At 56.7% G+C, this 26,225-nt stretch carries 23 protein-coding genes; 14 read left to right on the top strand and 9 right to left on the bottom strand.

The genetic code is table 11. The features are described from left to right. Positions 1 to 72: 72 nt before the first annotated feature. Entirely contained in the window at positions 73 to 954 is an 882-nt protein-coding gene (locus tag GSF01_RS21060; RefSeq protein WP_159887272.1) for a LysR family transcriptional regulator, read from the bottom strand. Positions 955 to 1,119: 165 nt separating this feature from the next. On the opposite strand from GSF01_RS21060, the gene GSF01_RS21055 reads away from it, so the two are divergent. From GSF01_RS21055 to GSF01_RS21045, 4 genes are read left to right on the top strand one after another with little or no spacing between them, the layout of a single operon-like run. Continuing rightward, on the top strand, positions 1,120 to 1,989 hold the full coding sequence (locus GSF01_RS21055) for an MFS transporter (protein ID WP_456238670.1): 870 nt from the start codon (positions 1,120 to 1,122) through the stop codon (positions 1,987 to 1,989). Beyond that, positions 1,983 to 2,204, top strand: a complete 222-nt coding sequence (locus GSF01_RS30605) for a hypothetical protein (protein ID WP_456238669.1) — start codon at positions 1,983 to 1,985, stop codon at positions 2,202 to 2,204. Before GSF01_RS21055 ends, GSF01_RS30605 begins: the two co-directional genes overlap by 7 nt. A 23-nt stretch (positions 2,205 to 2,227) precedes the next feature. Further along, complete coding sequence (locus GSF01_RS21050) at positions 2,228 to 2,770, top strand: NADPH-dependent FMN reductase (protein ID WP_159887271.1); 543 nt, start codon at positions 2,228 to 2,230, stop codon at positions 2,768 to 2,770. 39 nt (positions 2,771 to 2,809) lie between these two features. Continuing rightward, complete coding sequence (locus GSF01_RS21045) at positions 2,810 to 3,724, top strand: NADP-dependent oxidoreductase (RefSeq protein WP_159887270.1); 915 nt, start codon at positions 2,810 to 2,812, stop codon at positions 3,722 to 3,724. A gap of 484 nt (positions 3,725 to 4,208) precedes the next feature. Here GSF01_RS21045 and GSF01_RS30435 read toward each other — a convergent pair whose 3' ends face one another. The 3 genes from GSF01_RS30435 to GSF01_RS21030 form a co-directional block, all read right to left on the bottom strand. Next, positions 4,209 to 4,478 (bottom strand): hypothetical protein, encoded by a 270-nt coding sequence (locus tag GSF01_RS30435; RefSeq protein WP_407945785.1) that lies wholly within the window; start codon positions 4,476 to 4,478, stop codon positions 4,209 to 4,211. 236 nt (positions 4,479 to 4,714) lie between these two features. After that, positions 4,715 to 4,993: a transposase gene (locus GSF01_RS21035; RefSeq protein ID WP_159887268.1), complete on the bottom strand. Its 279-nt coding sequence runs from the start codon at positions 4,991 to 4,993 to the stop codon at positions 4,715 to 4,717. Beyond that, positions 4,987 to 5,304, bottom strand: coding sequence for a hypothetical protein (locus GSF01_RS21030; protein ID WP_159887267.1), 318 nt, complete (start codon positions 5,302 to 5,304; stop codon positions 4,987 to 4,989). The genes GSF01_RS21035 and GSF01_RS21030 overlap by 7 nt, the downstream gene beginning before the upstream one ends. A 181-nt stretch (positions 5,305 to 5,485) precedes the next feature. Between GSF01_RS21030 and GSF01_RS21025 the strand changes: the two genes are divergently transcribed. Continuing rightward, positions 5,486 to 7,969 (top strand): S1C family serine protease, encoded by a 2,484-nt coding sequence (locus tag GSF01_RS21025; RefSeq protein WP_159887266.1) that lies wholly within the window; start codon positions 5,486 to 5,488, stop codon positions 7,967 to 7,969. Positions 7,970 to 8,177: 208 nt separating this feature from the next. Then, the gene (locus GSF01_RS21020; RefSeq protein WP_159887265.1) at positions 8,178 to 9,071 is read left to right on the top strand and encodes an ABC transporter ATP-binding protein; all 894 of its coding nucleotides are present in this window, start codon (positions 8,178 to 8,180) and stop codon (positions 9,069 to 9,071) included. Between the two features lie 191 nt (positions 9,072 to 9,262). On the opposite strand, the gene GSF01_RS21015 is transcribed toward GSF01_RS21020, so the two are convergent. After that, entirely contained in the window at positions 9,263 to 11,161 is a 1,899-nt protein-coding gene (locus tag GSF01_RS21015; RefSeq protein WP_159887264.1) for an alpha/beta fold hydrolase, read from the bottom strand. A gap of 98 nt (positions 11,162 to 11,259) precedes the next feature. Continuing rightward, complete coding sequence (locus tag GSF01_RS21010) at positions 11,260 to 11,913, bottom strand: TetR/AcrR family transcriptional regulator (protein WP_159887263.1); 654 nt, start codon at positions 11,911 to 11,913, stop codon at positions 11,260 to 11,262. A 173-nt stretch (positions 11,914 to 12,086) separates the two neighbouring features. On the opposite strand from GSF01_RS21010, the gene GSF01_RS21005 reads away from it, so the two are divergent. After that, entirely contained in the window at positions 12,087 to 13,526 is a 1,440-nt protein-coding gene (locus tag GSF01_RS21005) for an ATP-binding protein (protein WP_235941656.1), read from the top strand. Positions 13,527 to 13,638: 112 nt separating this feature from the next. Here GSF01_RS21005 and GSF01_RS21000 read toward each other — a convergent pair whose 3' ends face one another. Beyond that, the gene (locus GSF01_RS21000) at positions 13,639 to 14,523 is read right to left on the bottom strand and encodes a phosphatase PAP2 family protein (protein ID WP_159887261.1); all 885 of its coding nucleotides are present in this window, start codon (positions 14,521 to 14,523) and stop codon (positions 13,639 to 13,641) included. Positions 14,524 to 14,669: 146 nt separating this feature from the next. Between GSF01_RS21000 and GSF01_RS20995 the strand changes: the two genes are divergently transcribed. From GSF01_RS20995 to abc-f, 4 genes are all read left to right on the top strand, one after another. Next, positions 14,670 to 15,623, top strand: coding sequence for a TRM11 family SAM-dependent methyltransferase (locus GSF01_RS20995; protein WP_235941651.1), 954 nt, complete (start codon positions 14,670 to 14,672; stop codon positions 15,621 to 15,623). Positions 15,624 to 15,806: 183 nt separating this feature from the next. Further along, positions 15,807 to 17,132 carry an MFS transporter gene (locus GSF01_RS20990; RefSeq protein WP_159887260.1) on the top strand — a complete coding sequence of 442 codons (1,326 nt, stop codon included), beginning with the start codon at positions 15,807 to 15,809 and terminating at the stop codon, positions 17,130 to 17,132. Then, on the top strand, positions 17,129 to 18,091 hold the full coding sequence (locus tag GSF01_RS20985; RefSeq protein ID WP_159887259.1) for a polysaccharide deacetylase family protein: 963 nt from the start codon (positions 17,129 to 17,131) through the stop codon (positions 18,089 to 18,091). Before GSF01_RS20990 ends, GSF01_RS20985 begins: the two co-directional genes overlap by 4 nt. A 439-nt stretch (positions 18,092 to 18,530) precedes the next feature. Next, positions 18,531 to 20,192 (top strand): ribosomal protection-like ABC-F family protein, encoded by a 1,662-nt coding sequence (gene abc-f / locus GSF01_RS20980; protein ID WP_159887258.1) that lies wholly within the window; start codon positions 18,531 to 18,533, stop codon positions 20,190 to 20,192. Here the strand turns inward: abc-f and GSF01_RS20975 are convergent. Further along, on the bottom strand, positions 20,156 to 20,380 hold the full coding sequence (locus GSF01_RS20975; RefSeq protein ID WP_159887257.1) for a hypothetical protein: 225 nt from the start codon (positions 20,378 to 20,380) through the stop codon (positions 20,156 to 20,158). The two genes, abc-f and GSF01_RS20975, sit on opposite strands and share 37 nt — an antisense overlap. Before the next feature lie 474 nt (positions 20,381 to 20,854). Between GSF01_RS20975 and GSF01_RS20970 the strand changes: the two genes are divergently transcribed. The 3 genes from GSF01_RS20970 to GSF01_RS20960 all read left to right on the top strand — a co-directional run bounded on the left by GSF01_RS20970 (position 20,855) and on the right by GSF01_RS20960 (position 25,389). Beyond that, complete coding sequence (locus tag GSF01_RS20970) at positions 20,855 to 22,831, top strand: LTA synthase family protein (protein WP_235941649.1); 1,977 nt, start codon at positions 20,855 to 20,857, stop codon at positions 22,829 to 22,831. 261 nt (positions 22,832 to 23,092) lie between these two features. Then, on the top strand, positions 23,093 to 24,412 hold the full coding sequence (locus GSF01_RS20965; protein WP_159887256.1) for a deoxyguanosinetriphosphate triphosphohydrolase family protein: 1,320 nt from the start codon (positions 23,093 to 23,095) through the stop codon (positions 24,410 to 24,412). A 128-nt stretch (positions 24,413 to 24,540) separates the two neighbouring features. Beyond that, a complete protein-coding gene (locus GSF01_RS20960; protein ID WP_201305452.1) occupies positions 24,541 to 25,389 on the top strand; it encodes a protein-glutamine gamma-glutamyltransferase in 849 nt (282 codons plus the stop codon). Between the two features lie 53 nt (positions 25,390 to 25,442). On the opposite strand, the gene GSF01_RS20955 is transcribed toward GSF01_RS20960, so the two are convergent. Continuing rightward, positions 25,443 to 26,132: a DUF1361 domain-containing protein gene (locus tag GSF01_RS20955; RefSeq protein ID WP_159887255.1), complete on the bottom strand. Its 690-nt coding sequence runs from the start codon at positions 26,130 to 26,132 to the stop codon at positions 25,443 to 25,445. Between the last annotated feature and the right edge of the window lie 93 nt (positions 26,133 to 26,225).

Here is a 26,225-nt window from a genome sequence, read left to right as displayed (position 1 = left end):
TTCTTTTCCTAATACTAATTATTTGATCGGCTGAAACCGTCTTTTTCATTAAGGCCGGCAAGGCAGCGCAGCTCAACCCGTTTTCGCTGATTCGGTAAAGTATCCGATGAGAAAGTCGCGAAACTTGCGCGCAGCGAGGGAGAGGTACCGCTTCTCGTGCCATGCGATTTGGAAATTGCGCCGGCAAACGGGAAACTCGATAGGCAGCAGGCTCATCGGGGAGTTCGGGCCGCCGCAATTTCCGACAAGCGCAACGCCCAGCCCGGCCCGGACAAGACTTGCGATCCCGGCAGGCTCGTCGACCCGGCAGACGAAGTTGGGCGCAATCCCGGCTTCCCGAAAAAACAAATCGTTCATTTTCTGAATGGGAAAACCTTCCTTGTACCCGATAAACGGCTCCTCCGCCAGCTCGTTCAAGCGGATGCCCTTTCTTCCGGCAAAGCGGTGTCCTTGGGGAACTGCCAAATATACCTCTTCTTGCAGGACGGATACCGTGCGAATGTCGGGCCGATCGATCGGCAGTATTGTAAAGATCATGTCCACCTCGCCTGCCTCCACCAATTGCGTCATTTCCTCCATCGAAGCCTGTGTAATCCGAAAGTTGACATCCGGATGAAGCGCGAGAAAATCGCCAAGCGCATCCGATAGCCGGTCCAGTGTCGATGTCGCGAGGTGAATGCTGCCTTGTTCGAGTCCCGCCAGCTCGGACACTTCTTTTTTTCCTTCATCCAATAAGGCCAGCGCCTTCTCCACTTTATCCAGAAACGCCTTGCCGAACGCATTCAGGCGAATCCGCCCTCCGTGCCGGTCGAATAAAGGAATGCCAACGTGGTCCTCCAGCCTTGATATCGTTTTGCTCAGCGCCGGCTGCGCAATGCACAGCTCCTGAGCCGCCTTCGTCATGTGCTCCATCCGTGCCACCGTTTGAAAATACCGCAGCTGCAGCAGCTCCATACGCGTCACCCTCCCATATACTGAAGTATATAGCCTATATATTAAAAGATATATTTTTGTTTATTCTATTGCGATTGTAAAATAAACCAGGAGAGGAAAGCAATACGCTTTGCGTATGAAAGGACGCAGAGAGAGTGGAGAGGAAAGGAGGGAGAGCTCACCACCATGAAAGCCGCAGTCCAGCAGCAATCCGGCGACAAGTTGATTCGGATTCTAGCCTTCACGTTGGTCATTTCCGTCATGAGCGCAACGATGTTCAATATTGTGCTGCCGGAAATTGCCGCAGAATTCGATCTATCCTTATCGCAGGTCAGTTGGGTGTCCTCCGCCTTTTTATTGATTTATGCGATCGGAACGATGACCTACGGAAGGTTGGCCGATACGTATAAACTCAAACATTTGCTTACCTTCGGGCTTCTCTTCTTTGCGCTAGGCTCGCTGGTCGGGCTGTCCGCCCGGCACTATGAGACCGTTCTTCTCGGCAGGGTGCTGCAAGCTGCAGGTGCAGCGGTCATTCCCGCCACAGCGGGCATTATCCCGGTCCGGTATTTCCCGCCGGAAAGCCGCGGGCGGGCACTCGGCATTGCCATGACCGGCCTTGCGCTCGGCAGTGCGATCGGGCCTGTCGTCGCCGCTTTGCTCGTGAGCGTCGTTCACTGGCGATGGCTGTTCTGCATGCCGCTGTTCACCTTGCTGACGCTGCCTTTCTACCGCAAACAATTGAATGATATGCCTGAGCATTCAGGCCGGATTGATTGGCTGGGAGGCGGATTGCTTGCCGGGACTGTAGCCTTGCTGCTGCTGGCGATTACGAATCAGGCGTGGATATCCGCCGCCGGATGCCTGGCTTTGTTCGTCCTGTTCATCGCAAGAATCCGCTCTGTGCCGGACCCGTTCATCAAGCCGGGCCTGTTCCGGGACAAAAGCTATTCGTTTGGGCTGACGATTGCATTCCTGGCGACCGGAATAGTGCGATTTCCCGCTCGCTGCCGAAAGAGCAAACAGGCGCAGGCATGGGGCTGCTTGCGATGCTGAACTTTGTTTCCGGCGCCATCGCGGCGAGTGTTTACGCCAAAATGGTCGACCAAGGCGCGGGCATCCACTGGAATTCGGCGAACTCGCATCCGGCAGCGTCCGTGTACAGCAATATTTATCTGGTTCTTGCGGCTTTGCATGCGGGCATTTTGTTGATCTATTACCTGCAGTTTGGCAGAGCGAAGCCTGCCGTTGGGAAAGATGATTTTTTATAAAGAGCAATTGGGGAGGAATCGAAATGAAGCCGCTAAGCATCGGCATTATTCTGGGAAGCACACGCCAGGGACGCGTAAGCCCGCAAGTTGGCAATTGGGTGAAAGAAATTGCGGATCGAAGAGGAGACGTCCATTATGAAATCGTAGATATTGCTGACTATAGATTGCCGTTTTTCGGTGAAGGCACGGGGGAGGAGCCTGGCTTGGCCGCCTGGTCGGCAAAGCTTTCCGGTCTGGACGGGTTCGTCTTTATTGTCCAGGAATACAATCACAGCATTACGGGTGTATTGAAAAATGCGCTGGACTCAGCGCGGGATGAGTGGAACAACAAGGCAGCCGGCATCGTTAGTTACGGTTCAACGGGCGGAGCCCGCGCGGCCGAGCATTTACGCGGAATCTTGGGAGAATTGCTCGTCGCGGACGTTCGCGCCCATCCGACGCTGTCGATATTTACGGATTTTGAGAATTTCAACACATTTAAACCCGCCGAACTGCACGCGGATAAAATAAACGCCATGTTGGATCAGCTAATCGCATGGAGCGGCGCATTAAAAACGTTACGCTAACGACGTAGCAAATAGGGAAAAACAAAGGAGGATGATAGCATGAGAGCAGCAGCATTTCGTTCGTACGGGGGACCCGAGGTAATGGAGGTCATGTCGGTTCCCGATCCGAAGGCAGGTCCGGGACAAGTCAGGGTTCGGTTGAAAACGGCCGGCGTACAGCATTACGATTGCAGCGTACGGAGCGGCTGGGCGCCGCCGGGTGTCTCGGTTCAACTGCCGCAAATTCCGGGTAACGAATTCGCGGGCATCATCGATCAAGTGGGCGAAGGCGTAACCGGCTTTCACGCAGGCAGCGAGGTGCTCGGCTTCGCCCTGCTGAATTGTTACGCGGAATACGTGGTCGTGGGCGTAGACCAGATCGTAAGCAAGCCCCGGAGTATGAGCTGGGAAGAGGCGGGAGGGTTGACCGGCAACGGCCAGGGGGCGTATATCGCCTTGAAGGCCATCGGCGTCGGGCCGGGCGACACCGTATTCATCAATGGCGCGGCCGGATCGCTGGGGGCTTTTGCCGTACAACTGGCGAAGGAGTGGGGGGCTAAGACCGTCATCGGTACCGCCAGCGAGCCGAACCACGATTACCTTCGTTCGTTGGGCGCCGTTCCGGTAACGTATGAAGCAGGTCTGGCCGAGCGGGTACGGGCGATTGCGCCGGACGGCGTCGACGCTGCATTCGATACGGCCGGAGGCGAGGGGATTCGGGCTGCGGTGGACTTGGTGAAGGACAGGCAACGGGTATGCACGTTCTTCGCCTATGACCTCATCGAGGAGCTCGGCCTTCGCGTCATCCGCGGCGAACGCTCGGCAGCCCGCCTTGCAGAACTGGTCGAACTGCATTCCAGGGGCAAACTGCACATCCAGATCCGGGAGACTTTCCCGCTGGATCGGGTCGGCGATGCTCACCGGGCCATCGAAACGAGACACGGCCGCGGGAAAATCGTCCTCACCATCGGCTAAACGGGGGCCGGGACTGGTGTGCATGGAACGGCTGGCCCGTTTCGACCTGGCACCCGGCGCCGCTGGATGGCGGTGATATATGGCGGCGCCAGCTGACGTCGAGCACGGGCGTGTGGCGTGGGGCGGCTGGCGGCCACCGCTGGCACTGCCCGCCTCGGGAGCCAAGCTCAATTGTCGTCTGAATGGCTGCGGTCATGCGTGTGCTCGTGGCAATGCGTGTGGCTGTGATCGTGCACATGCTCGTGGTCGTGCGCGTGGCCGTGACCGTGTGCATGCTCGTGGTCATGGGTGTCGCCGTGGCTGTGTACGTGCTCATGGTCGTGTCTGTGTGCCCCCACCACGGCCCGGTTGGAACCATCGAATCGTCCGCTACCGTGTGCCGCGCGGGCCAGTTGCGCCCCGCGGTTTTCGCGGTTTCTCCGAATCCACTCACCCCACTAACTAGTTACGTCCGACGGTTTCGCAGTTTTTGCAGGGCTGTTGATTAACCATATTTTGTAACAAGCTTGTCGCGTGTGTATAGCCACAACTGTAGTGTCCAAGCGGCTGAAAGGTCATGAATGCCTAACAGTCTGACGAATGTAGCGAACCACGTTTGCTCAAGTGACGGTACAAGGGGGCTTACCTCGTCAAACAAGTGTTTGAGCAGAACGTAAATAAGTAAGGCCGTAAATAGCTGACCGTATACCGCATTGAGCGTAGTGCCAAACAGCGTGGAGAGATTGAGGCGCTGCTTGATCCAACGAAAGAACACCTCAATCTGCCACCGTTCTCTGTAGATCTCGGCAATGGTTTTGGCAGGCAATCACACCAAACTGGTGGCCAGGATCACAGGATTGCCTTCGTCATCCTTAAGAATCACAACCCTATGCCGGTGCTCCGATTTGCTCTCGCCCGTACCCAGGATGCACGTAAAATCTTGCTCGATAGGGGATTCCGGCGGCCGTTTGCGTGTACGATGTCGCACCTCTTTAAACACCGTACGGTCTCTCAGCCGAACAACAAATGTTGACGTTCCGTCAGGTAGCGATCGAATCGTTTGTGGGCGCCGTATGCCCGGTCGCCGACGATAATATAGCGATGATCCAGCAATTGTTCGCTCAAAATGAAATCCGACTCGTTTCCGGTCGATTCCACCACCTTATGCGATCGTCCATGGTCCGGCAAGTAGGCCGTATGCTGCTTGATACCGGCGCACTTGCCCCTCATCGGCGCCCAAGGCAACCGGCCGGATCCGGTCGTAATTTTGGTGGAATCCAGAATCAGCAAGGACTTGGGAATGTTGAGTTTTCGCTTGACGGACGAGAACAGGTACCCAGCATCTGTTCAAAGAGCATCTTAAAGAGCTTATACTGGACAGCCTTGGCTTTCTTGGAGATGGTGGAATGGCCCGCTGCTTCAAGCCCGCATCCCGACGCCCGATGCTCGCCGTCACGAAACCCTTTCCACTGTTGAAGGGACGATTGGCCAAAGAACAACAAAAGCTTATGAATGGTAAACGTTCGCGCTGTATCGACATAACCTGCACTTTTCGCTACTTCACGAACCTGCTCTTCTGGGAACATGGTAGACTTAACCATGAGGTCGCCTCCTCGGATCGTTTGTATTGGGTGTACTAACGATTACCTAGAGGCGGCCTATTATTCCATTAATTGGTTAATCAACAACCCTACCATATTACCGAAGTAATCATTGTAAAATAAGGTAGATTATAATAACTTATTAGTAGGTTTCATTATAGAGCCAGAGGGAGACGCCTGAATGAAGAAGCTTACAAAGTTTAGCCGCAAAGTAGCGCATGCTACCGCTGCGGCGCTGCTGCTGACTGCGCTTGCATCGCCGGTCGTGGCCTATGCGGGAGCGGCGGAGGACCGGCACGCGATCCCGGCGGTCATCGAGCAGACGACCTCCTCGGTCGTTGCTATTATCGGCAAGCCGGTCGACAGCAAGAAGGTGTGGGAGGCAAGCCGCTACAATCTGGCGCACGGTACGGGGGTCATCGTCCGAAGCAACGGATACATATTGACGAATGCGCATGTTGTCAAGGATATGCATAATATGACAATCGTGCTGTCTGACGGCAAGTCGTATACGGGCAAGACAACGCATTACGATGAGGAGAGCGATCTCGCGCTGGTCAAGATCGAAGCGACGGGCCTTGCGACTGCAACGTTCGCGAGTCCTTCGGATATCCGGGTGGGCGAGCCGGTCATGGCGATCGGGACGCCGCTGTCTTTTGCGCTGCGTAATTCCGTAACGTACGGTATCGTCAGCGGGATGGAGCGGTCCGTCCAATCGAAGTATCAGCTCATCCAGACCGACGCGGCCATCAATCCGGGCAACAGCGGCGGAGCGCTGCTCAACATGAAGGGCGAAGTTATCGGCATCAACACGCTGAAGTATGTCGAGTACGGCGTGGACAGCCTCGGCTTTGCGATTCCGGTCCATACGGTACAGCATGTGCTCGATCATTTTTTCAAATACGGCAAGGTCAAGCGGTCTTATCTGGGCGTCGAGCTCGGAGAAAGCTGGGAAGCCGTCGTCGGCATTCCTTCCAGCAACGGGCTTGAGGTAACTTATGTCGAGCCGGACTCGCCGGCCGCGAAGGCAGGAATCAAGCAAGGCGATGTGCTTCTCTCCATCGACTCGGCGCCTACCGGCACGCTGGTACAATATAATGAAGCGCTCAAGAATTATTTGCCCGAGCAGAAAGTGAAGCTGACGCTGAGTTCGGGGGGCGTTCAGCGGGTGACTGAGGTTACTCTGGGCGAAGACGAGTCCAGCACAACCTCGCTCGTGCAGGATGCGAGCGGCTCTTATATCGACGCCGATCAGGGTAAGACGCATATCGGCGACAGCTATTACGGCTGGTCGATGAAATACCCGGCAGGCCTGATCAAGCGGGACCAGGACGCAGACGGGCAGAGCGTGTCGTTCTCGGACGCCAAGGGCGAGTTTTCGATCGATATCTCCATTGAGAACGATCAAAGCGCCGATCTTTCTCCGCTGGGACTGCTTCGTAAGCTGGACGAGTATCACTATGGCGATACGATTCTGGAGAAGCGCTATGTGAATGAGAAGACGAACCCATACGCCATTCTGGTCGGTAAAGGCGGGTATGGCGGGGAGATTTATCAGAGCCGGGTCTTCCTGCGGGGAGATAAAGTGTTTCATATTATGCTAACCGTCTATAGCGAGGAGCTGTATAACAACAGCTTCAAACGCAATAGCTTCAATGATCTGCTTGAATCATTCGTGCTTTCTTACGACGAGAAAAATGCGGGCCTGAAGGATATTTCCGTGCATCAGGCCACCGAGACGGTCGTTACGGAATACGGCATCGCCTTCGATGTGCCGGCGGACTGGGACGGCGGCGGATGGGGCAGCAGCTTGAACTACCACAGCGAGGACGAAGAAAAGTCGCTGATGATTACCGTGACGTCGGCTGCCTCGGGCGATACGCTGAAGGCATGGACCGAGCGGGACGAGCAAAGATTCGCCGAAGGCTACGTAGCCGACTACCGCAAGGTGGAAGGGAGCCGGGAAATTACGATCGATGGCGTTCCGGCTATGGAGGGCCTGTATTCGTACACGATGGGCGACAAGTGGCGGCATATCCGCGTAATCTATCTGATCAAAGACAAGTACAAGTACGAGCTCGCCATGTTCTATCCCGATCATGCGGATCTGGAGGAAATGGATGACATTTCGGAAGCCCTCAAGGCGTCTATCCACTTCCCGAAGGAAACGGCCAACCGTTCGCTTGGATTTATTCAGGACGAGGCGGATCTTCTGGACAAAAGCCGGACGACTACGTATACGAACAAGAAGTATCGGTATACCGTGAAAACGCCGGAGGTCTGGTACGGCGGATACGGCGGCGATAAGGATTCGCCTGTCAAATCATTCCTCTTCGAGGGGGGCGGACTGACGATCGCGGCTGAGGACTCGGGAGATCTGCAGAGCAGGCTGAACGCTCTGGAGAAGGAGCATAAGAAGAATGCCGAAGTCGACTCCGCTTATACGTATACAACCACGGATGAGGACTTGTTCGGCCTTAGCGTGAAGAAATTCGCCACGCAATACAAGGCGCGCAATATTCCTTATACCCAGCAGGAGTATGTGTTTGAGAAGGACGGCATCGTCTACTTCATACGTCTGCGCATCAACGATGCGGTAAAGACCGATGAGCAGTGGAAGCGTCTGAACGATGCTCTTCTTTCGTTGACATTTACGCAAAAATAAACGAATCTTACGCCCTTTGTGAGCCGATAAGGCCTGCAGAGGGCGTTTTTGTCGGGATGGCATCGAAAATGATTTCCGGTGGCCTAAAAGAATCGGCGAATTAGACGTTGACAGTGATATTGATAAGCATTATCATTGATAGTATCCAATAATGAGAATCATTATCACATTTGAAATAGATACCTTACATACGCAAGGAGAGAATATCATGTCCCGATTATTCGCAGAGCGGCTTCAGATCGGCTATGGAGAAAGAATGATCGTTAATTCGCTAAATGTCGGTATTCCGAGCGGGAAGATAACAGCGCTTGTGGGCGCCAACGGCTCCGGCAAATCGACGATTTTGAAGACAATGGCTAGGATCATGAGGCCTCATAAGGGAGGCGTGTTCCTCGACGGCAAGTCGATTCATCAGATGCAGACGAAGGAAGTCGCCAAGCAGCTGGCGATGCTGCCGCAAAATCCGGTTTCACCGGAAGGGCTGACGGTCAGTGAGCTCGTCTCGTTCGGACGGTTCCCTCATCAGAAGGGCTTCGGCTCGATGACCAAGGAAGACAAGGAGATGATCGCCTGGTCGCTGGAGGTGACGGGGATGAATGAATTCGCCGACCGTCCGATCGACCAGATGTCCGGCGGACAGCGTCAGCGCGCCTGGATCGCCATGGCGCTTGCCCAAGGCACGGATATTTTGTTTCTGGACGAACCGACGACCTTCCTGGATATGGCGCATCAGCTCGAGGTGCTGAAGCTGCTGGAGCGGTTGAACCGTGAGGAAGGCAGGACGATCGTCATGGTTGTCCACGACCTGAACCATGCTTCGCTCTATGCCCACCATATTGTGGCGATTAAGCACGGCGATCTGATCGTGGAGGGCAGTCCGGCCGAGGTCATCACCTGCGACATGCTGCATGAAGTATTCGCTATCCGGGCGGACATTGTTCCCGACCCGCGCACAGGCGCCCCGCTATGCTTCCCGTATGGCCTTGCTGGCGATGCCGAAGCCAGAGATGTCGCCCCTGCCGCTGTGGAGCAGGCTGTGCCGGTGCAGGAGCCGGCAGTCAAGGAGAAGATCGGATACCGGCAGAAGGTAGGAGCGGTGTAGCTTCGGATGTACCAAGGATGCGCGTTTGTCCTGACCAAGGGAAGCATAAAGATGGAACCGCCGGCGGAAGGCCAGCTGGTGGAAGAAGGGGCGGCTGCGGGAGCAGGCCGCTTTTTCTTATGAAGAGAAGTTCTAACCTCCCTCAGGCGGTTATCTCTAGGGCGCGGCGGGCAACGGGCTTAGATAGGCGTCTATCGCAGCCGCTCTCCGATCCACTGGGCAGCCGTCCCCGGATGGGATACAGGGAAATAATGACCACAGTCCACGTACTGGACCGCGGCAGAACCGGAGCAGGATGCGGCGTCCCTGGAGGTGGTAATATAATCGGGCAGCCGGTAGGCGCGATCCTTGCTTCCCCATAATATCGATACGGGAGGGCCGACTGGCTCTATATCGGTCGTTGTCTTCCTGGAGCTGAGATAGCTCATCGCATCGGTCATGGTGATGCGGACCCGGGCCGAAGCGAGCTCAGCCAGCGCATGGGCCATAAAGCTTTCCGGCGCGGGTTCCCCGGGAGGAAAGCTTCCGTCGGCCTGCAGCAGGCGTCTCAGACGGCTGGCCGTCATCGTGCGCAGCGCGAGCCGCATGAATCGGCGCGGAAGGCGGTAGCTTGCCGGGGCTGGAGAAAGCGCCGGCTGCAGCAGCAAGGCCGACGACACAAGCTCAGGCGCCGTGTCGCGCACGCGCAGCGCGATAAGGGCGCCGAACGAATGTCCGACCAGCGCGACGGGTACGCGGGCTGTCCGTATCGCGGCAACGACGGCATCCACGTAGCCTTCGAGGAAGCGGGCGGGAGCCGCCGGCTGCCCGGAATGGAAGGGCGATCGGCCGAAGCCGGGCAGATCGGCGAGCCACAGCGGACGCCCGCGGACCGCTTCGGGCAGAAGCTCCGCTACAGGAAGCCACGTATCGGCGCTGCCCAGCAGGCCGTGGAGGAAGACGACGGGAGCGCCTTCGCCGTCGCGCTCCAGCGTAGCAAGCGGCCCCCGCTTACGGCGGGTGAAGCCGCTGTCGATATCCGAGCGGGCGCCATGATTCAGTCTGAATTCGAGGTCTGCAACCACATGGGGGAAGTGCCTGATAGAGAGAGGTTCAAGATTATGCTCCTGCTGCAGCCGGTACAGCGAATCCGCCTTATAATCATCCTTCACGATGAAAACGAGAGATTCCTTGGGGATCCCGAGCATGCCTCCCGCCGGACTATGCATCAAGAGGCGGACCAGTCCGAGGGGCACGCTTCCGAAGGCGTCAGGCACGCGCAGCGTATGAGCAATATCCGTGACCAGACTGCGCATAGAGCGTCGGCTTAAGCTGTCCAGCAGGTAATAGGTATCGCTGCGCGGCTGTTCCTGCTGAACCAGCGCATGAATGGCCGCGGCTACCTGGTCGGCATGAACGAGCGGGAGCCAGTGTTTAGTTCCGCCGGGGACGAGCGGCATGCGCCCCTTGCGCACGGCATCCACGAGCAGCCCAAGCCCGGCGGTCTGCTCGGTGCTGCCGGTGTCGGAATCGCCGATGACGACACCCGGATGGACGACGGATAACGGGAATCCGATCAGCTCAGCGCCTCGGCGGAGATGCCAGTCGGCCAGAAATTTGGTGCGCTCATAAGGCGGTTGGCCCGGTGGCTGGTGGGGCGGCTGAGGCTCGAGAGCATGAAGCTGGTTGATCGGGCTTTTGAAGCCAACCAGATGAATCAGATGGCGCAAGCCATGCGATTGATGAGTCGCCTGAGCGAGCTTCAAGAGCTCCTCGGCCGCTTGCAGAAAGACGCGGGCTGCTTCCCTCTCACCCAGCATAATGTTCATGGGGCCTCCGGCATGCACGATGATATCCGTCGTATCGCTTATCCGTTTGTAATCGCGATCGCTCATGCCGAGCCTCGGCGCGCTTAAATCGCCGATCACGGGCTCGATGCCATAAGCTTGTGCGGCGCTGATGCGGCGGATCATGGCTTCGTAGCCCGCCTGCGTCCGTACCAGCACTCTTAGCTGCCGTCCCGGGCCTGCAAGCGCGTCAACGATGCGCCTGCCGATAAATCCGGTACCTCCGGTCAGAAATATAGAAGTTATTGGGGACATGTCAGACATAGCTGCACTCTCCTGTTCTGTATTAGTACTGTTTGGTGCTAATAGGGTCAAAAAGAAAACTTCAGCTTATCGCTAAAGTTTAGAGCTTGCGCATTCCTTCACTCCCCTCCTGCCGGAACGCTGCCCGGTTGAGGAGTAGAAGAAGTCGAGGCGGGGGACTTCGTTACGGAGGGTTGCACAAGCAAACGGAGGGAGTCGAGCAGATGTGACTTAATCCGGTCGTCTTCCGTCGCATGTGACAGGAACAAAGCTCCCTCTACCGAAGCAACGATAACAGAGGCCAGTTGTTCCGGCGGGAGGGCGGGATGGATGTCTCCCCTTGCTGTCCCTTCCTTAAGCAGCCGTTCCACAAGTGCCCTCTGGTCTTGGAAGAACTGCCCGATACGGGCTCTGCCTTCTGGCCAGTCCCCGGCTGTTTGCATATATAGGGTAAGGAACGGACAGCCGCCAAGACTGCTCTTGACTGCATTTTGTTCAAAAAGGGCGTGCAGCAGCCTCTCCAGCTTAGCCGGGACTGACAGGTCCTCCAGTATTGCAATGTGCGAAGCCAGTGACTGATAGTGGGCGATCATGCGATCGACGATAGCACCCAGCAATTCCTCCTTGCTTTTGAAGTGATAATAGATATTCGTCTTGGCTACCCCGCTGGCCGTCACCAGGTCATCCATAGAGGTGATAAAAAATCCATTGGTCAAAAACATCTCGGAGGCAATATCCAGAATCCGGTCTCGATTTGAGCGTTTTGTTTTCATGATTAGTACTATACGGTGCTAAATGGTAAAAGTCAAGATAGAGAATGATCGGATGTTTTGCGCCATTCGTGGCTTTTCGTATGTTTTCGCTGATTTTCAGCAAGGAATATCGGGATATTCCGTTGTCTTTTCAATCTGGAGAGATATAATAAAAGTAAAGCCTTACGGTGTTGATGATCATCCTAGTCGCGCTGATGTCGAATCATGAGATCCGCTGCAAGCTTCTCGTTCGTCTCGGAACAGCCGAAGGAAACGAACATATCGGAGGAACAAGAATGGCCCCGCAAACCAGCATCCCTTTAACCAACAAGATTCAAGTCCCAAGCGGTTCTCATATTTTGTATTTTTTTAGCGATTATGATAAGTATATCGACAATGCTGTTTCTTTCATTAGGTCGGGAATGGAGCTGGGTCAGCCCGTCATCATCATCGATACACCAGAGATCAACGGGGCTGTAGAGCGGAAGCTTCTCATGGAGATGGATGAGGGACCGTGGCGTGATCGCGTGCACTATATGAACCGGGCGGACTTCCAGGAGAACGACGAGGAGGTTAATCTCCAGGCTCTGCTGTCCCCTATTCTTGGACTCATGGAGCCGGCCGAGGAGCATGATACCGGTATTCGCGTATGGGGCCGGTTAAGCCGGAATCCGCATGACGAGAGGCCGGACGGGTCATGCTCATGCAGGGCGGAATGCGGCGCCGTACTTGATGAACGGAGATTTTTATCCGTGTGCGCTTACGATGCCCATGCCGTGACTGCCGCCTTACAGCTGAAAGCGCTGCAAACACACCCTTATTTGATGACCGACGATGTGCTTGTCCTATCCAGTCTGTACCCGCATAAGGCCCGCGAGGAAGCTGATTCTCCGGTGCTTTCCGCACAGCAGGATCTGGAATCGCAGATGGACCTGTACAAGCAGAAGCTTGATTTCGCCCATGTGGTGTCTCATGAGGTTCGCAATCCGCTTACGGTTATCAAGGCGTACTCGACGCTTCTGATGAATAAGGTTAAGGACCCGGAGGACAAGGACAAGCTGAAGGCTATCTGTGACTATGTCGTGCTGATCGATAATGAAATCTCCCATATCATTAGTACCGAGCAGATGCTGTCGACCGATGCGCTGTGGCGGCGCAAGCTGACGGTCCCTAAGGCCTTGCTTCTGGAAGTGATGGAGATTATGGACGTGAAGGCCCGAACCCAGAATATCCAGTTCCATCCGAGCATCCAGCTGGGGGGCGACGAACGGCTGCTAAGCAACGCGACCGGGTTCAAGTTAATCGTCTCTAACATCATCAGCAATGCGATCAAATATAGCGAGGAAGGGCGGCCTGTTTATTTCAAGGCGTACTGCGAGGAAGGTCAGCTCGTGCTGGAGACCGAGGACTTCGGTGTCGGCATGAACGAAAGCCAGCTCCAGAGGCTCTTCCAGAAATACGAAAAGACCAATGACCAGAAGGGCGGCCAAGGGATCGGTCTGTTCATGGTGAAGCAGCTGGTGGAGCACCACCAGGGTCAGATCGAGGTCATCAGCCGCCTTGGAGTAGGAACGAAAATGACGGTGAGGCTTCCGATGAACGAGCTATCGGCCGAGGAGTCGGCCATGCTGTAGAAGCCGGGGGCAAACGCCTGAGAGGCAGGCCGGGCGTCTTCAGGACGGAGCGGACGGGACGGGATGGCCTCACGATGATAAGCACAAAGCACGGGGACCTTCCGCTCTGAACTCAGGAGCGAAGGTCCTTTTCTTGTCGTATCGCAAGCCGTGGGGGGACTACTCCCGGGCGCTCGGACAAAAGATGGCGCAGCGCAAGGAACAGAGCGAGGGTGATGCCGGTGCCGAACAGCAGGTCGGAGGCATAGTGCGCGCCTGCTACCAAACGGCTGTAAGAGGTTGCCGAAGCCCAAAGCAGAGCCGCTGCCCAGGCTGTACGGATCACCGCAGGCCTCGCCAAGGCTGCCGAGGCATAGACCGGTAGCAGCACCAGGGTCCAGCTGTTGGCCGCGTGCGAGGAAGGAAAGGAACGATTACCCGTCGGCCCCATCGGCATGTGCCAGGGGGTATAGTCGGTGTAGCCGGGAAGCAAGTCCCGGAAGCGGACCCGGCCCCATATCCACTTGAGCGAGTGGACGAGCGCAAGCTCTCCTCCGACGAGGAGCAGGGTAAGCCATGCGGCTTGGTTGAACCTTGCAAGGCGGTTGGCGGATACCCTTCGCAGCAGCAGCTGGACGATGATCGCCGCTGCTAGCAGAAGCAGCGCCGCAAGAGCCCACCCGGAGGCAGTCAGCTCTTGATGAAGCGCGCGTGCCGTTGTCATATGGACCAGCGCAAGACCGGCAGCGAGCTGGACCAGGGCGGCCGGTACTTGCTGCAGCAGGCGCAGGCGGCAGCTAAGCAGGCGGGCCGAGCTGAATAATAACTGTCCGCTGATCCAGACCAGGAGGATGGCAGGATGCTCGCCGTAGACTTCGAACCACCTGGCCCAGGGTGAAGCCGGGTTGGCTGCCGCTCTGGAGATGGACAGGTCGTGGCTGCCGAGCCCGAGCACGAGGCCCGCCCAGAGCAGCAGACCGGCCGCGGCTGCGGCGAACGGGAAGCGTTGGGTTGTCATAGCGGATCCAGCTCCTTGCCCGATCAGGATGGGTAGAGAATAAAGTCCATTATAAGCGATGGGGCGAGATTCTGTCACCCGGCGGACGGCTCCTGGAAAAGCTTGTGAATTTAATAGAAAGGCAGCCCCAGAGGCTGCCGGAAAGCGTGGGAAACCGCATGGCAGACGAAGCGAACTATGTATACACTTACGCCTTTCATGAGGACGAAGCGGACTTGTGCGGGCTGGAGCAGCGCGCTTGGTTCGGAGGCGGAAGCATGAAGACGGCGGCTTGGATCGAGAGCGGATTGAGACTGGACCCAAGCCGCAGTCCGTTTATGAAGCAGCGCCTTCATATACGGTATGAAGGGCAGACTGCAGAAGACATCGCCAGCCAGGCCGAAGAGATGGAATTATCGGGAGCTACCTTCAAGGTTATATTCATACCCGCAGACGGAACGGAAGACTACGATCGCCGGCGCGAACTGGAGCGGCTGGTGGGAGCCCGTGTGCGCGGACGCGCCGAGATGCGGACGCCTGCTCTTCGTTTCGGCTTGGCGAAGCTGCCGGACCGCTGGGTGTTCGGAGAGATCGAGGAACAGGAAGCCGTATGGCTTAGGCACAAGGACAAGCCACGGCCGTATTCGACGGCCCTCAGCACCCGGGTTGCCCGGGCCATCGTCAATATTGCCGTCCCTAGGCCGGAGGGAGTAAGGGCCGTCGATCCGTGCTGCGGCATCGGCACCGTACTTATCGAAGCGCTGTCGATGGGCATCGATATCGCCGGTTTTGATAAGAATCCACTGGCCGTTATGGGAGCAAGGGAAAATCTCCGCCACTTTGGCTATCCGGATCTTGTCCGTATTCGAGATATCCATGCCCAAGAAGGCAGCTATGACGTGGCGATCCTGGATCTGCCCTATAACCTGTGCTCCGGGCTGTCCGACGACGAGCAGCTGGCACTGCTGCAAAGCGCCCGACGCCTGGCCCCGCGGATCGTCGTGATCGCGATGGAGCCGATCGGCGGGCAAGCGGACAGAGCCGGTCTGCGGATAGCGGATGGGTGTGTGATCAGGAAGGGCTCCTTCAGCCGGTATGTCGCAGTCTGCGAGTCGCGGTAAGTCCAAACGGGACGCAAAATCTGCCTGATCAGGAAGAGCTTCTTCAGCAGGAATGTTGGCATAAGCGCTGAATACATATACAACATCAGATGAGGCAGACGGCTTTGTGCGAATTTGAGTTGGACAACAATAAACCCCATGGCTAAAGCGTAATCATATTCCCTAGCGGGCGGAGGAACCCTGATGCGCCAAAAGTATGTGAACTCCCCGATCTTCTTTGCGTTCGGCATGTTTGCCATGATGATCCCCAGCCAAGCCTTCAGTGCCTTTTACAGCTACTATTATGTGGAGAAGCTCGGTCTCGGCGTCGGACTGGCTACGCTGGCGCGAACGGTGTATCTGATCTGGGACGCGGCCAATCAGCCTCTCGTCGGCTATTGGTCAGACCGGACAAGAACGCGTTTCGGAAGGCGGAAGCCCTGGATTTGGTCGGCTATTCCATGCTTCATGCTCACCTTCTGCCTGATCTTCGCGGTGCCGCAGGGGCTATCGGAGAACCAGCTGTTTCTCTGGTTTCTTGTAGCGCTCCTACTCTTCGAGGGGGTTGCCACGGTCATCTGGGTCAACTACGGGGCGTTGTTTCCGGAGCTGTTCCGCGGGGAAAGGGTGCGGGCGAGGGCTTCGGCCATCCAGCAGGGGTTCCAGATTGCCGCCATTCTGATCGGATCGGCGGTCACCCCTCTATTATTTGCCTGGATGGGGTTCGGTTACATGTCGCTGGTTTATGCGGTTATTTTCGCTGTTTTTATGCTGCTGTGCATGGGATCGGTGCGAGAGAACGAGGAGATCGGACAGGATCCGCCGCTGCGCCTGCGGGAGGCGTTTCGCGCCACTCTGCAGAACCGGGAGTTCTGGATCTTCCATATCGCGAACTCGTTCGCGCAAACCGTGAATGGGCTGATCAGCTCGATGATCCCGTTCTATGCGAGGTATGTGCTGCAAATTCCGGAATCGCAGGTGTCGATCCTCCTCGCCTCCGTATTCGTGTCAGTCATCCCGCTTGTCACGGTGTGGTACTGGATTGTGAAGAAGCTGGGGGACGTACGCGGCTGGCGGTTGTCGCTGGCGGCGTATGGGCTCTCGGTCATTCCGCTTTGGTATGGCAGCAGCTTGGCCGGAGGCATCGCGGCGGGCATTCTGGTCGGGTTCGGGCTGGCCGGCTTTCTCGTAACGCCTCCGGTACTCAGCAGCCGGATTATCGATCGCGATTATGAGCGTACGGGGCAAAGGAGAGAAGGCGTGTACACGGCGGTCGGCGGGTTTATCACACGCTCGAGCGGCCTGATCTCAGCGCTTGCCTTCTGGATCGTTGGGATGATATTCGGGTACGTCAGCGGAGATAACCCAGGTCCCGATCCGGCCAGCACCTTCCGCTACCTGATCAGCGTAGTGCCCTTATGCCTGCTGACCCTGTCCTTCCTGCTCTCGCTCACCATCATGAAAAAAGGCGGCGGCATGAGCGGTCCTGCGCAGCCCAATCACGCACAAGGAGGGGGACCCTTGCCATGACTACCATCAGGACCAAGACTCCGGCCAAACACCTAATTCTGAACTGCGACGACTTCGGTCAAAGCCAGGCGGCAAACGTTGCTATCATCCATCTGCTGGAAGAGAACCGGGTATCCTCCGCTACAATCATGCCGCCTGCTCCGGCGTTCGGGGAAGCGGCCGCCTGGTGCCGCAGAACCGGAGAGCGCCGGGTCGGCCTGCATATGACGCTGACCAGCGAATTCGAGGGCTTCCGATGGGGAAGCCTGAGCGGCGCTGCGTCTCTGCAGGACGGCAGCGGGTACTTGCATAAAACCGTCGAGGCCTTCGAACGGCATGCGGCTCCCCGGGACGTCCGGCAGGAGCTGCAGCTCCAGTATGAAGCCGTACGTCGGGCCGGTCTTCATATCTCGCATGTCGATAATCACATGGGAAGCCTGTATGGCCTGGCCACCGGGAGAAGCTATCTCCCGGATATCCTCTGGCGCTGCTCTCGCTGGGGCTTGCCCTTCCGGCTCTTCCGCTGCATCGATCCCCGGGACCGGTTTCTGGCTTCCATCCCCGGGGCGCGGGAAGCGCTTCGCAAGGTTGTCGCGCTTGCCGACGCGCTGGGCGTTCCGCTGCCTGACTACCTCCTGACGCATCCGTACCAGGTGGAGCCGGGCGAAACCTATGACGGCTTCAAGCAGATGCTCATCCGCAAGCTCTACGAGCTTCCCGAAGGCGTGGTGGAGACGTATATTCATCCGGCCGCGGATGATGCCGAGATGCGCAGGCTGATTCCTTCCTGGGAGAAACGCGTATGGGAGTATCGTCTGATGCTTGACGACGACTTCGCCTATGCGCTGAGCGACGCCGGGGTGAGGCTTGTTGATTATGCCTATGTTCAGGCCCATCGACGCAAGCCGAGGCTCCGGGGAGCGGCGTCGCTGCTCGGACTGCTGCTGCCTGGGGGACGGGGCCGGACAGGGGCGCCGTAATCGGAAAGTTTCATTATAATCGGTTTTTCGCTTGCTGCTCCTCTCTCCCGCTGCGTATACTCTATACATCCGGAGACCGAAAGGCCTCCAGCTTGGAAAGGTGGTATTTCTTGCCGATGTGGACACTTTCGTTTGCCTAGATAACTTCCGAAAACCGGAGTTGGATATGCAGACACGCGCTTGCCCGGGATGAACCCGTGACAAGCGGGCGTGACGATAGGCATCTGTCTGTCGTTGACGCCGTATTCGAACGATGCAGCAAGCTGTATGGCTGACGATCGTCCGATACCGGAAAGTACCCGCGTCGCAACGGAGTGAACCGCCTCATCGGAACTGCTTGCTTGTTTTCCGTATGGGTTTGTTTAGCCGTGGGTGCGCTGCATTCACGGTTTTTTGGCGTATTTGTCCAGCAGATCCCGGAAAACAAGGAGGCGGATTTATGCAGATTTTAGTATTTGATGACGTTATGAAAATATACGGAGACCGCACGGTACTGGATAAGGTTTCTTTTCGCTTGAGCAAGGGCGAGCGTACGGCGCTCGTCGGGGAAAATGGAGCGGGCAAATCGACCCTGCTCAAGCTGGGAGCCGGGCTGGAGGAGCCTGATGAGGGCGAGGTGCGGTCCTTCCAGCCTATGCGTATCGGCTATTTGCCGCAGACGATGGAGGCCCGCGGGGGCCAAACGGTAGGCGGATATCTGGAAGCGGCGCTTGGCGAGATCCGCCAGCTTCAGGCGGAGATGGAGCGGCTGGCCGAAGCCATGAAAGACAGACGCGGGGAAGCGGAGCAGGCGGAGGACGCGCTGCGCGCCTACGGTCTGGCGGCCGAGCGCTTCGAGTCCTTGGGCGGGTATGAGGCCGAATACCGGACATCCGTCGTTATGGAGGGTTTGGGTCTGGGCCAGCTCTCTCGGGAACGCCGGCTCGATACGTTGTCCGGAGGAGAGAAGCGCCGTCTGGCTATCGCCGCTTTGCTGGCCGCGGCTCCGGATGCCTTGCTGCTGGATGAGCCGACCAATCATCTCGATGAGCAAGCGGTTCGATGGCTGGAGCGGTATTTATCCGGTTACCGGGGAGCGGTACTGTTTGCTTCTCACGACCGGCTATTCATCAACCGGACGGCAACCGGCATTCTCGAGCTGGACGAAGCTGCGGGAAGCTGCGGCCACTACGCGGGCAACTATGATGCGTACCGCCAGCAGAAGCAGCAGGAAAGGCTTCGGTGGCAGGAGGACTACGAGCGGGAACAGCAAGAAATTCGGGAGCTGCGCCACAAGGTCAAGGAAACGGCTTATCGGGTATCGCATAATCGGCCGCCGACGGATCGCGACAAATTCGCACGGACATTTTTCGGAGAACGGGTGCAGCGGCGCATCTCGCAAAATATCCGCAATGCGGAGCAGCGGCTGGAACGGATCGGCCGCCATGCCGTACCGAAGCCTCCCGACCCCCTATGCTTCCGGATCAGGCTGGAGCGGGAGGGCGATGAGCACGTCCCTTCGATCCGGGTAACGGGACTGTCGTATGCGAAGGAGGACGGCAGTCCTCTGCTGGAGAGGCTGACCTTTAGTCTTGAAGGAGCGCAGCGGATGCTGATCGCGGGGCCGAACGGCGCGGGCAAAACGACGCTGCTGCGATTGTTGACCGGCGAGCTGAAGCCGTCACAGGGGAACATAGAAATATCCGCCGGAGTCCGTATCGGGTATTGGGAGCAGGAGCCGGCGCTCGCATCGGGGGATTCGGATAAAACGGTGCTGGAGCTGTACCGGGACAGGCGCATCGGCTACCGGGAGGAGCATGCCCGTGAGCTGCTGGATACAGGGCTGTTCCGCCCGGCAGAGCTCGACCGCCGGGCTGAGGAGCTGAGCCCGGGGCAGCTCCGCAAGCTGCTGCTGGCCCGGCTAATAGCCGAGCGTCCCGATATGCTGCTGCTGGATGAGCCGACGAATCACTTGAGCCTGGAACTGGCCGAGAGGGTGGAGCAGGCGGTTCATGCGTTTCCGGGGCCGGTCCTGATCGTGACGCATGACCGCTGGCTGATCGAACGCTTCTCGGGAAGCGTCGTTTATTTGACTCCGGGGAATCGTCTTTCCAGCGATTGAAGCAGCTCCAGATAACCGTCTCGGAGCTCGGCGATCGTGATCAGCTCGGGCACGCTGCCGCGCTCCTCCTCGGTGTGCCCGCTGAGTAAGGCATTCAGGCCTTCATAGTTGAACTGCAGCTCTTTGTGCGTCTTCATAAGCTTTTCGACCACGACGCCGATCAGACTGGAATAAGACTCCGTAGACATGTCAAAAATCTCCTCCTTGGGACTCGAAGCTAAAGCGGATTTCTTTCATTCGAACGTAGCATAAGGGAAGCTGGCAAGCAAGCCTATCCGGCCTTTCGCCGGATTATCGGCAGCTTCTACGGATCACGGGGCGCCTAGGCGGGCAGGAAACCGTCCGATGATTGTGAACTGCACTCTCCTTGTTAGACATTATCTAACAGGGGGAGGGGAGGTTCCTTGTCGGACGGTTTTTTAGTGGGGTATAACTGGCACGGAATCCGGTGAATAATGACGGAGGACGTCAATGTATGGCTGGAAACTCGACGGACTTTGTCGATTTAAGTCGACTATAAGTGGGTCGAAGGAACCAATTTTTAGCTTTCAGGTTATTTTCATGTTTTCTTAATATTTGACGTTTACAATGTCTTAACAAGGTTAATAAAGAATCAATCATTAGTCCGCCTCCCATAGCGGGCCGATAGGAGAGTGACCAGGGTGCGTACGACTGCAAGCAAAGATCGGGCCGTTCAAGTCCGACCTGCTCATACCCGGGCGGTTCACACCATCGCCCTATGCATGGCGATCCTAGTTCTTCCGCTGCTTCTGGCGGCTGGTGCGGAGATGCTTCATCGGGGATCCCTGTCTGAAACGTGGACGTGGATTTCGTTACATCCTCAGTTATTCGCGTTGAACGGGCTGCTTGCCATGCTCGTTTTTTTATTGCTGTATGCGGTTTGCGGCGCTTTTTCGGGAGCCGCGGCACTGAGTGCGGCGCTGCTGTCGCTGGTCGCTTTGATCAGCTATTTCAAGAGAAAACTGATCGGCGAGCCATTTTTTCCATGGGATATTTTTCTGAATAAGGAAAGTATGAATATCCTGCCGCTTGTGACGAGCCGTGAGGCGCTGCTTCGGCTTGGCCTGGCGGCGTTGTTCGCTGCCCTGCTGTTTGTGCTGGGCAGGAAGCTTCCGCGGTCAAGATTGCGGATTTCGACCCGGCTTGTCGTGAGCGTGCTTTGTATGGCCGCCTTGTATGGCTTCGGTATCCGCGCGGCATGGACCGATACGCTCGTGTATAAGGCAGGCGCCAGCGAGATCGTGTGGAATCAGTCGGAGAACTATGCCGAGAACGGCCTGGCCGTGGCCTTTACGATGAACGTGAAAAACACGATCGTAAAGCGTCCTCCCGGCTATACCGAGACGTCTATGAAGGGGCTGGCCGAAAGCCTCCATGAAACGTTCGCCCATAGCCAGACCAAGGCGGTAACGGCCAGCACGGGCAGCGGATCGGGCATCGGCGCGAAGCAGCCGAATGTTATTTTTATTATGAATGAGGCGTTCTGGGATCCGACGCTGCTGCCGGGCGTCACGTTCAACCAGGACCCGCTCCCGACGGTGCGACGCTTGCAGAAGGAAAACACCAGCGGCTATCTGCTGTCCCCGCAATTCGGCGGCGGAACGAGCAACGTTGAATTCGAGGTGCTCTCCGGACAGTCGATGAGCTTTCTGCCGGCGGGATCGGTTCCTTATCAGCAATATATTTCGAAATCCTTGCCGAGCCTGGCCTCTTACTTCAAGGAGCAGGGCTATACCAGTACGGCGATTCACTCCTACGAGGGCTGGTTCTGGAACCGGGAGTCGGTCTACCGTCATATGGGCTTTGACCAGTTCATCAGCAAAGATGACTTCGAGAACCCGGAATACCGGGGCGCCTTCATCTCCGATGATGAAGTGTCGCGCCGGATTATCAACGAGGTCGAGAACAATGAGAACCCGACCTTTATCTATGCCGTCACGATGCAAAATCACGGACCTTACGATGACCGCCGCTACGGCGAGCAGGATATCAAAGTGAAGGGGATGCAGACGGATGCGGCTCGCGACACACTGGCAACGTATGCTCAAGGGATAAGGGATGCGGATAAGAGCTTGCAGATGCTAATCGACCATTTCCAGCGCTCGGATGAGCCTACGATGATTGTATTTTACGGAGATCATCTGCCTATGCTGGGGTATGATTACGATGTGTACGCGCAAGCAGGATTTATTTCATCCGGCCGGTCGGAGCAATGGTCGCTGGAAGAGCTGAAGGGCATGCAGAGCGTTCCATTCGTCACCTGGTCGAATTTCCATCTGCCGAAGGAGACGGTGCCGACGATCAGCAATTCGTTCCTGGGGCCGTATATCCTGAACCGCCTCGGGATGGAACTGCCGCCAGCATGGGCTTACCAGCTGGAGCTGGCGGGGAAAACGCCGGGCCTCCTGCGCAATCTGGTCGTAACCTCGGATGGGCAGCTGCACAGCGAGATGCCTCCGTACGTACAGGACGATGTGGAGGTATACCGGGAGCTGCAGTATGATGAGATGTTCGGGCAGCAGTATGTCGCCCAATATTTCAACAATCTGCTGCTCGCCGATCAACAATCGGCGATAGCCGCGGAAGCGGGGCATGGGCTGGAGGAGCCGGTCCAGTAAGCGGCGTGTTTATACGAACAGCTTTTTCGTTGAAGCAGAGCCTGACGGCGATCCCAGTATCGCCGTCAGGCTTTTTGTCGGGAAGTACGACGAAGTCTCCCTTCTTCTTTTTTCCGTAGAAGGGAAGTGACTTTCTCTCTTAGCCGCAAGTATGGTACAATTTGCAACAAAATCGATTCGGTCAAACATGCATGGGCGGATTACTTTTGAACCAAAAGGCTCATCGGATCGGGCCGAGGGGCATTCCGAGGAGGAAAGACAATGGACTTGCGCAAATTCCGGCTGGACGAACCGGCTCACGGCACTTTCAGCGAGGAACGGGATGAATATGAGCGGGACTACGCAAGACTGATCCAATCGCCTGCCTTCAGGCGGCTGCAAGGTAAGTCCCAGGTGTTCGGAGCGGGGACGGGCGACTATTACCGCACCCGATTAACCCACTCCATCGAGGTATCCCAGATTGCGAGGGAGACGGCGCGGCGCATGAACAAGCAGTATCCGCTGCTGGAGCGCAAGGAGCATCCGGGGCTCGTCCTGGATCAGTCGGTTGTGGAGTGCGCGGCGCTGGCCCATGATCTCGGTCATCCTCCCTTCGGACACAAGGGCGAAGAGGTGTTGAATGATTTGCTCGCCGAGCAGTACGGACTTGCCTACGAAGGGAACGCGCAAAACTTCCGTATTCTGATGTTTCTGGAGAAGCGGGCTGGCAGCGGGAGCGGGTTGGACCTGACGGCTGCCGTCTTGCTAGCGATTAATAAATATCCGTATTGCCTGGACGACCCGGGCCGCCTCAAGGGCGTATATGGAATGGAGTGGGCCGATGGCATAGGCTTGATCCGCGACCGCTGGAAGATGCCCGCCGGCTGCTCCACGATGGAAGCGCAATTGATGGATCTGTGCGATGATATTGCTTATTCGACCCATGATATCGAGGACGGTATCCGGGCTGGCAAGATTCAGATGAATCGTACTTTCTTTGAGGACAGCCGGCTGGTTGGGCACCTGGTGCAGGAGATTGTGAACGATCACGGCAACTCGGATGTCGGGTGGGATCAGGTCGATATACCCGCGATGGTGAAGGAGGTGCTGACGGCCTATCTGGAGCAGTGGGAGGAGATTTATGCTGCCTGCGACGGGGAGGCGTCCCGCACCCGCAGGGAGATGAAGGCGCGCTGGGTCAGCACATTTGCAGGCAGGGTGGGTATGATCGAGGACACCGTACGGGGCTGGAAGAAAATTACGTTTGTACGCGACGGTCAGCAGGATCTGGAGCTGCACCGGACGATGGAAATTTTGAAGAAGCTTGCCTGGGTCACGCTGATTAAGGATTTTCGAGTCCAAAGGCTGCAGAAGCGCAGCGAGATTATGATCCGCAGGTTATGGGAAAGCTTTATCGTACCGGAGCAGGGCAGGCTAATTCTTCCACCCGACTGGGTCGAAAACTATGAACATCATCTCGCCAGCTGGTCTTGGCCTAGGCTGGTCGCCGATTATATCTCGGGAATGACGGATGCCTATGCCGAGAAGGTATATACGGAGCTATTCGCCAGTAAGTCCGGATCGATCTACGAAATGGACTGAAGACCAGGTTGGTTTTGAGGCTGACTGTAAGAATTCGATGAAGGAAATTGGCCTGATTGCCGGTTCCTCCGCATAGGATGGTAGGGAGGGGGTTCGAGCCCACCCCTCTAGCGGAGGAGGGCTGCATAGTGATCTATATACAGGGCGCAGAGGCGCCGCCAATCCTGGCGGGCATCACCGGTGTGGAGAGGGACATCTACGTCAGGAAGAGGAATAGCCCGACGCATTTTTATTATGCCACGGTCGAAGCGCTGCGCTTTGAGCTGCAGACACGCGCAGCCATCGTCGAGAGTGCGCGAGCGCTTGGATACAGCGGCGCCGCATTCGAGGTCTTCGAATTGTCGCGATGCAATGAGCGATATTGGTCGCGGACAGCCAATGGCGGCTTCGAGCTGAGGCCGGGGGTCAGTCCGACTGCGGCGGTGGAGGATATCTTTGTGAACGGCCGCTATTACGCCTTCGAGTGTGCGACGGCCATCATTATTATTTTGTATAAAGCCGTTAAGGATATGATCGGCCGCGAAGCGTTCGACCGATCGTTCGGGCGGCTGTATCTGTATTCATGGAATCATGATACCGACTTGAGGCTCATTACGGTTTCCGGCAAGGGAGAGGCATTCCCCGGCGATGTGCAATATTTCAAAAATCCGCAGGTCGACCCCAGGGAGATGCAGTACCAGGGAGAGAATGTCATCGTCATGCCGGGGGGCGGCTACTTTGGCCATGGGATAGGAGTTACCTCGGCGGAATATATTGTATCCAAGCTGAATGAGCACCGGCTGCCGTTCGCTACGCAGGGAGCGTTTTTGCTGGACGAAGCAACGTTTCCCGACTTTGGCTACTTACAGGCACTTGCGGGCGGGCCTGCAGGGTACAACCTGGTTCAGACGGCTGCAGGCCCAGCAGCCTGGGGAACGCCGTCCGGCCCTTACCGAGTCCGCGCGCGTATTGGCTCAAGAGCTTTTTGGCGAGCCTGAGCGCTTGCAGGTGCTAAGAAGGCTTGAAGGGGAACGCGTCCGCAGCGGTCAGGCTACCAGATGGAGCGGGGGCGTTCGGTGCTATGAAGAAACAGGTACATCATGGCATATACGGCAAAGATCAGCAGACCGAACAGTCCGCAGAAAGCCAGTGCCTGCGCCTCCAGACTATCCAGTAGAGAAAGACGAAGCTTCTCGGGGTCTGCCAGCACATCCCAGCTGTTCAGCCGGTATTCTCTGCCGAGCAAGATGCCGTAGGCGGATAACAGTGATACCGCAGCGACAAAGAACCAGGACAGCAGGGAGCCCAGGCGCTCGCGCAGAATGAAATGCCAGTGGTACATAGAGACGAACCCCAGCAGCAGTCCGTTCCAGGCGATCAGAAGGATGATGAGGAAATCGAACCAATAAAAGAAGGTGTACCATCCCTCAGCCGAATAATTATCTTTGAGAATGGTCAGATGGATAAGATCGGTTATGATATAGGGTGCGTTCGGCAAAAAAAGAATCCACACCGCAGCGAGCAGCGTAAGCAGGATGACAGGAAACCGATAAAGCCGATTGTAGAGCAGCAGGGCCGCTGATGACAGGATATAAGGAATCCAGGCCAGGAATAAATTCCATAGCAAAAAATCATAGTACGTCTTACTATTCTGGTGGGCAAGCACGCTGTAGGCGATCACGCTAACCAGTGTCAAAATAACGAGGCCGGCGAATGATTTGCCCCAGGATAACTCTCTCATCAGGTTCGTTCTTCCTTTCAAGGTGAATTCAGGCGAAGCTTACCCCTCAGTCTATCATACTATGGGAAAGAAATACTATGATACGCTGAAGCG

Source organism: Paenibacillus puerhi (genome assembly GCF_009846885.1).
In the GTDB taxonomy this organism is placed as follows: Bacteria; Bacillota; Bacilli; order Paenibacillales; family NBRC-103111; genus Paenibacillus_G; species Paenibacillus_G puerhi.
Note: the sequence above shows the minus strand (reverse complement) of the source record. Positions and strands in the feature narration are given on the sequence as shown.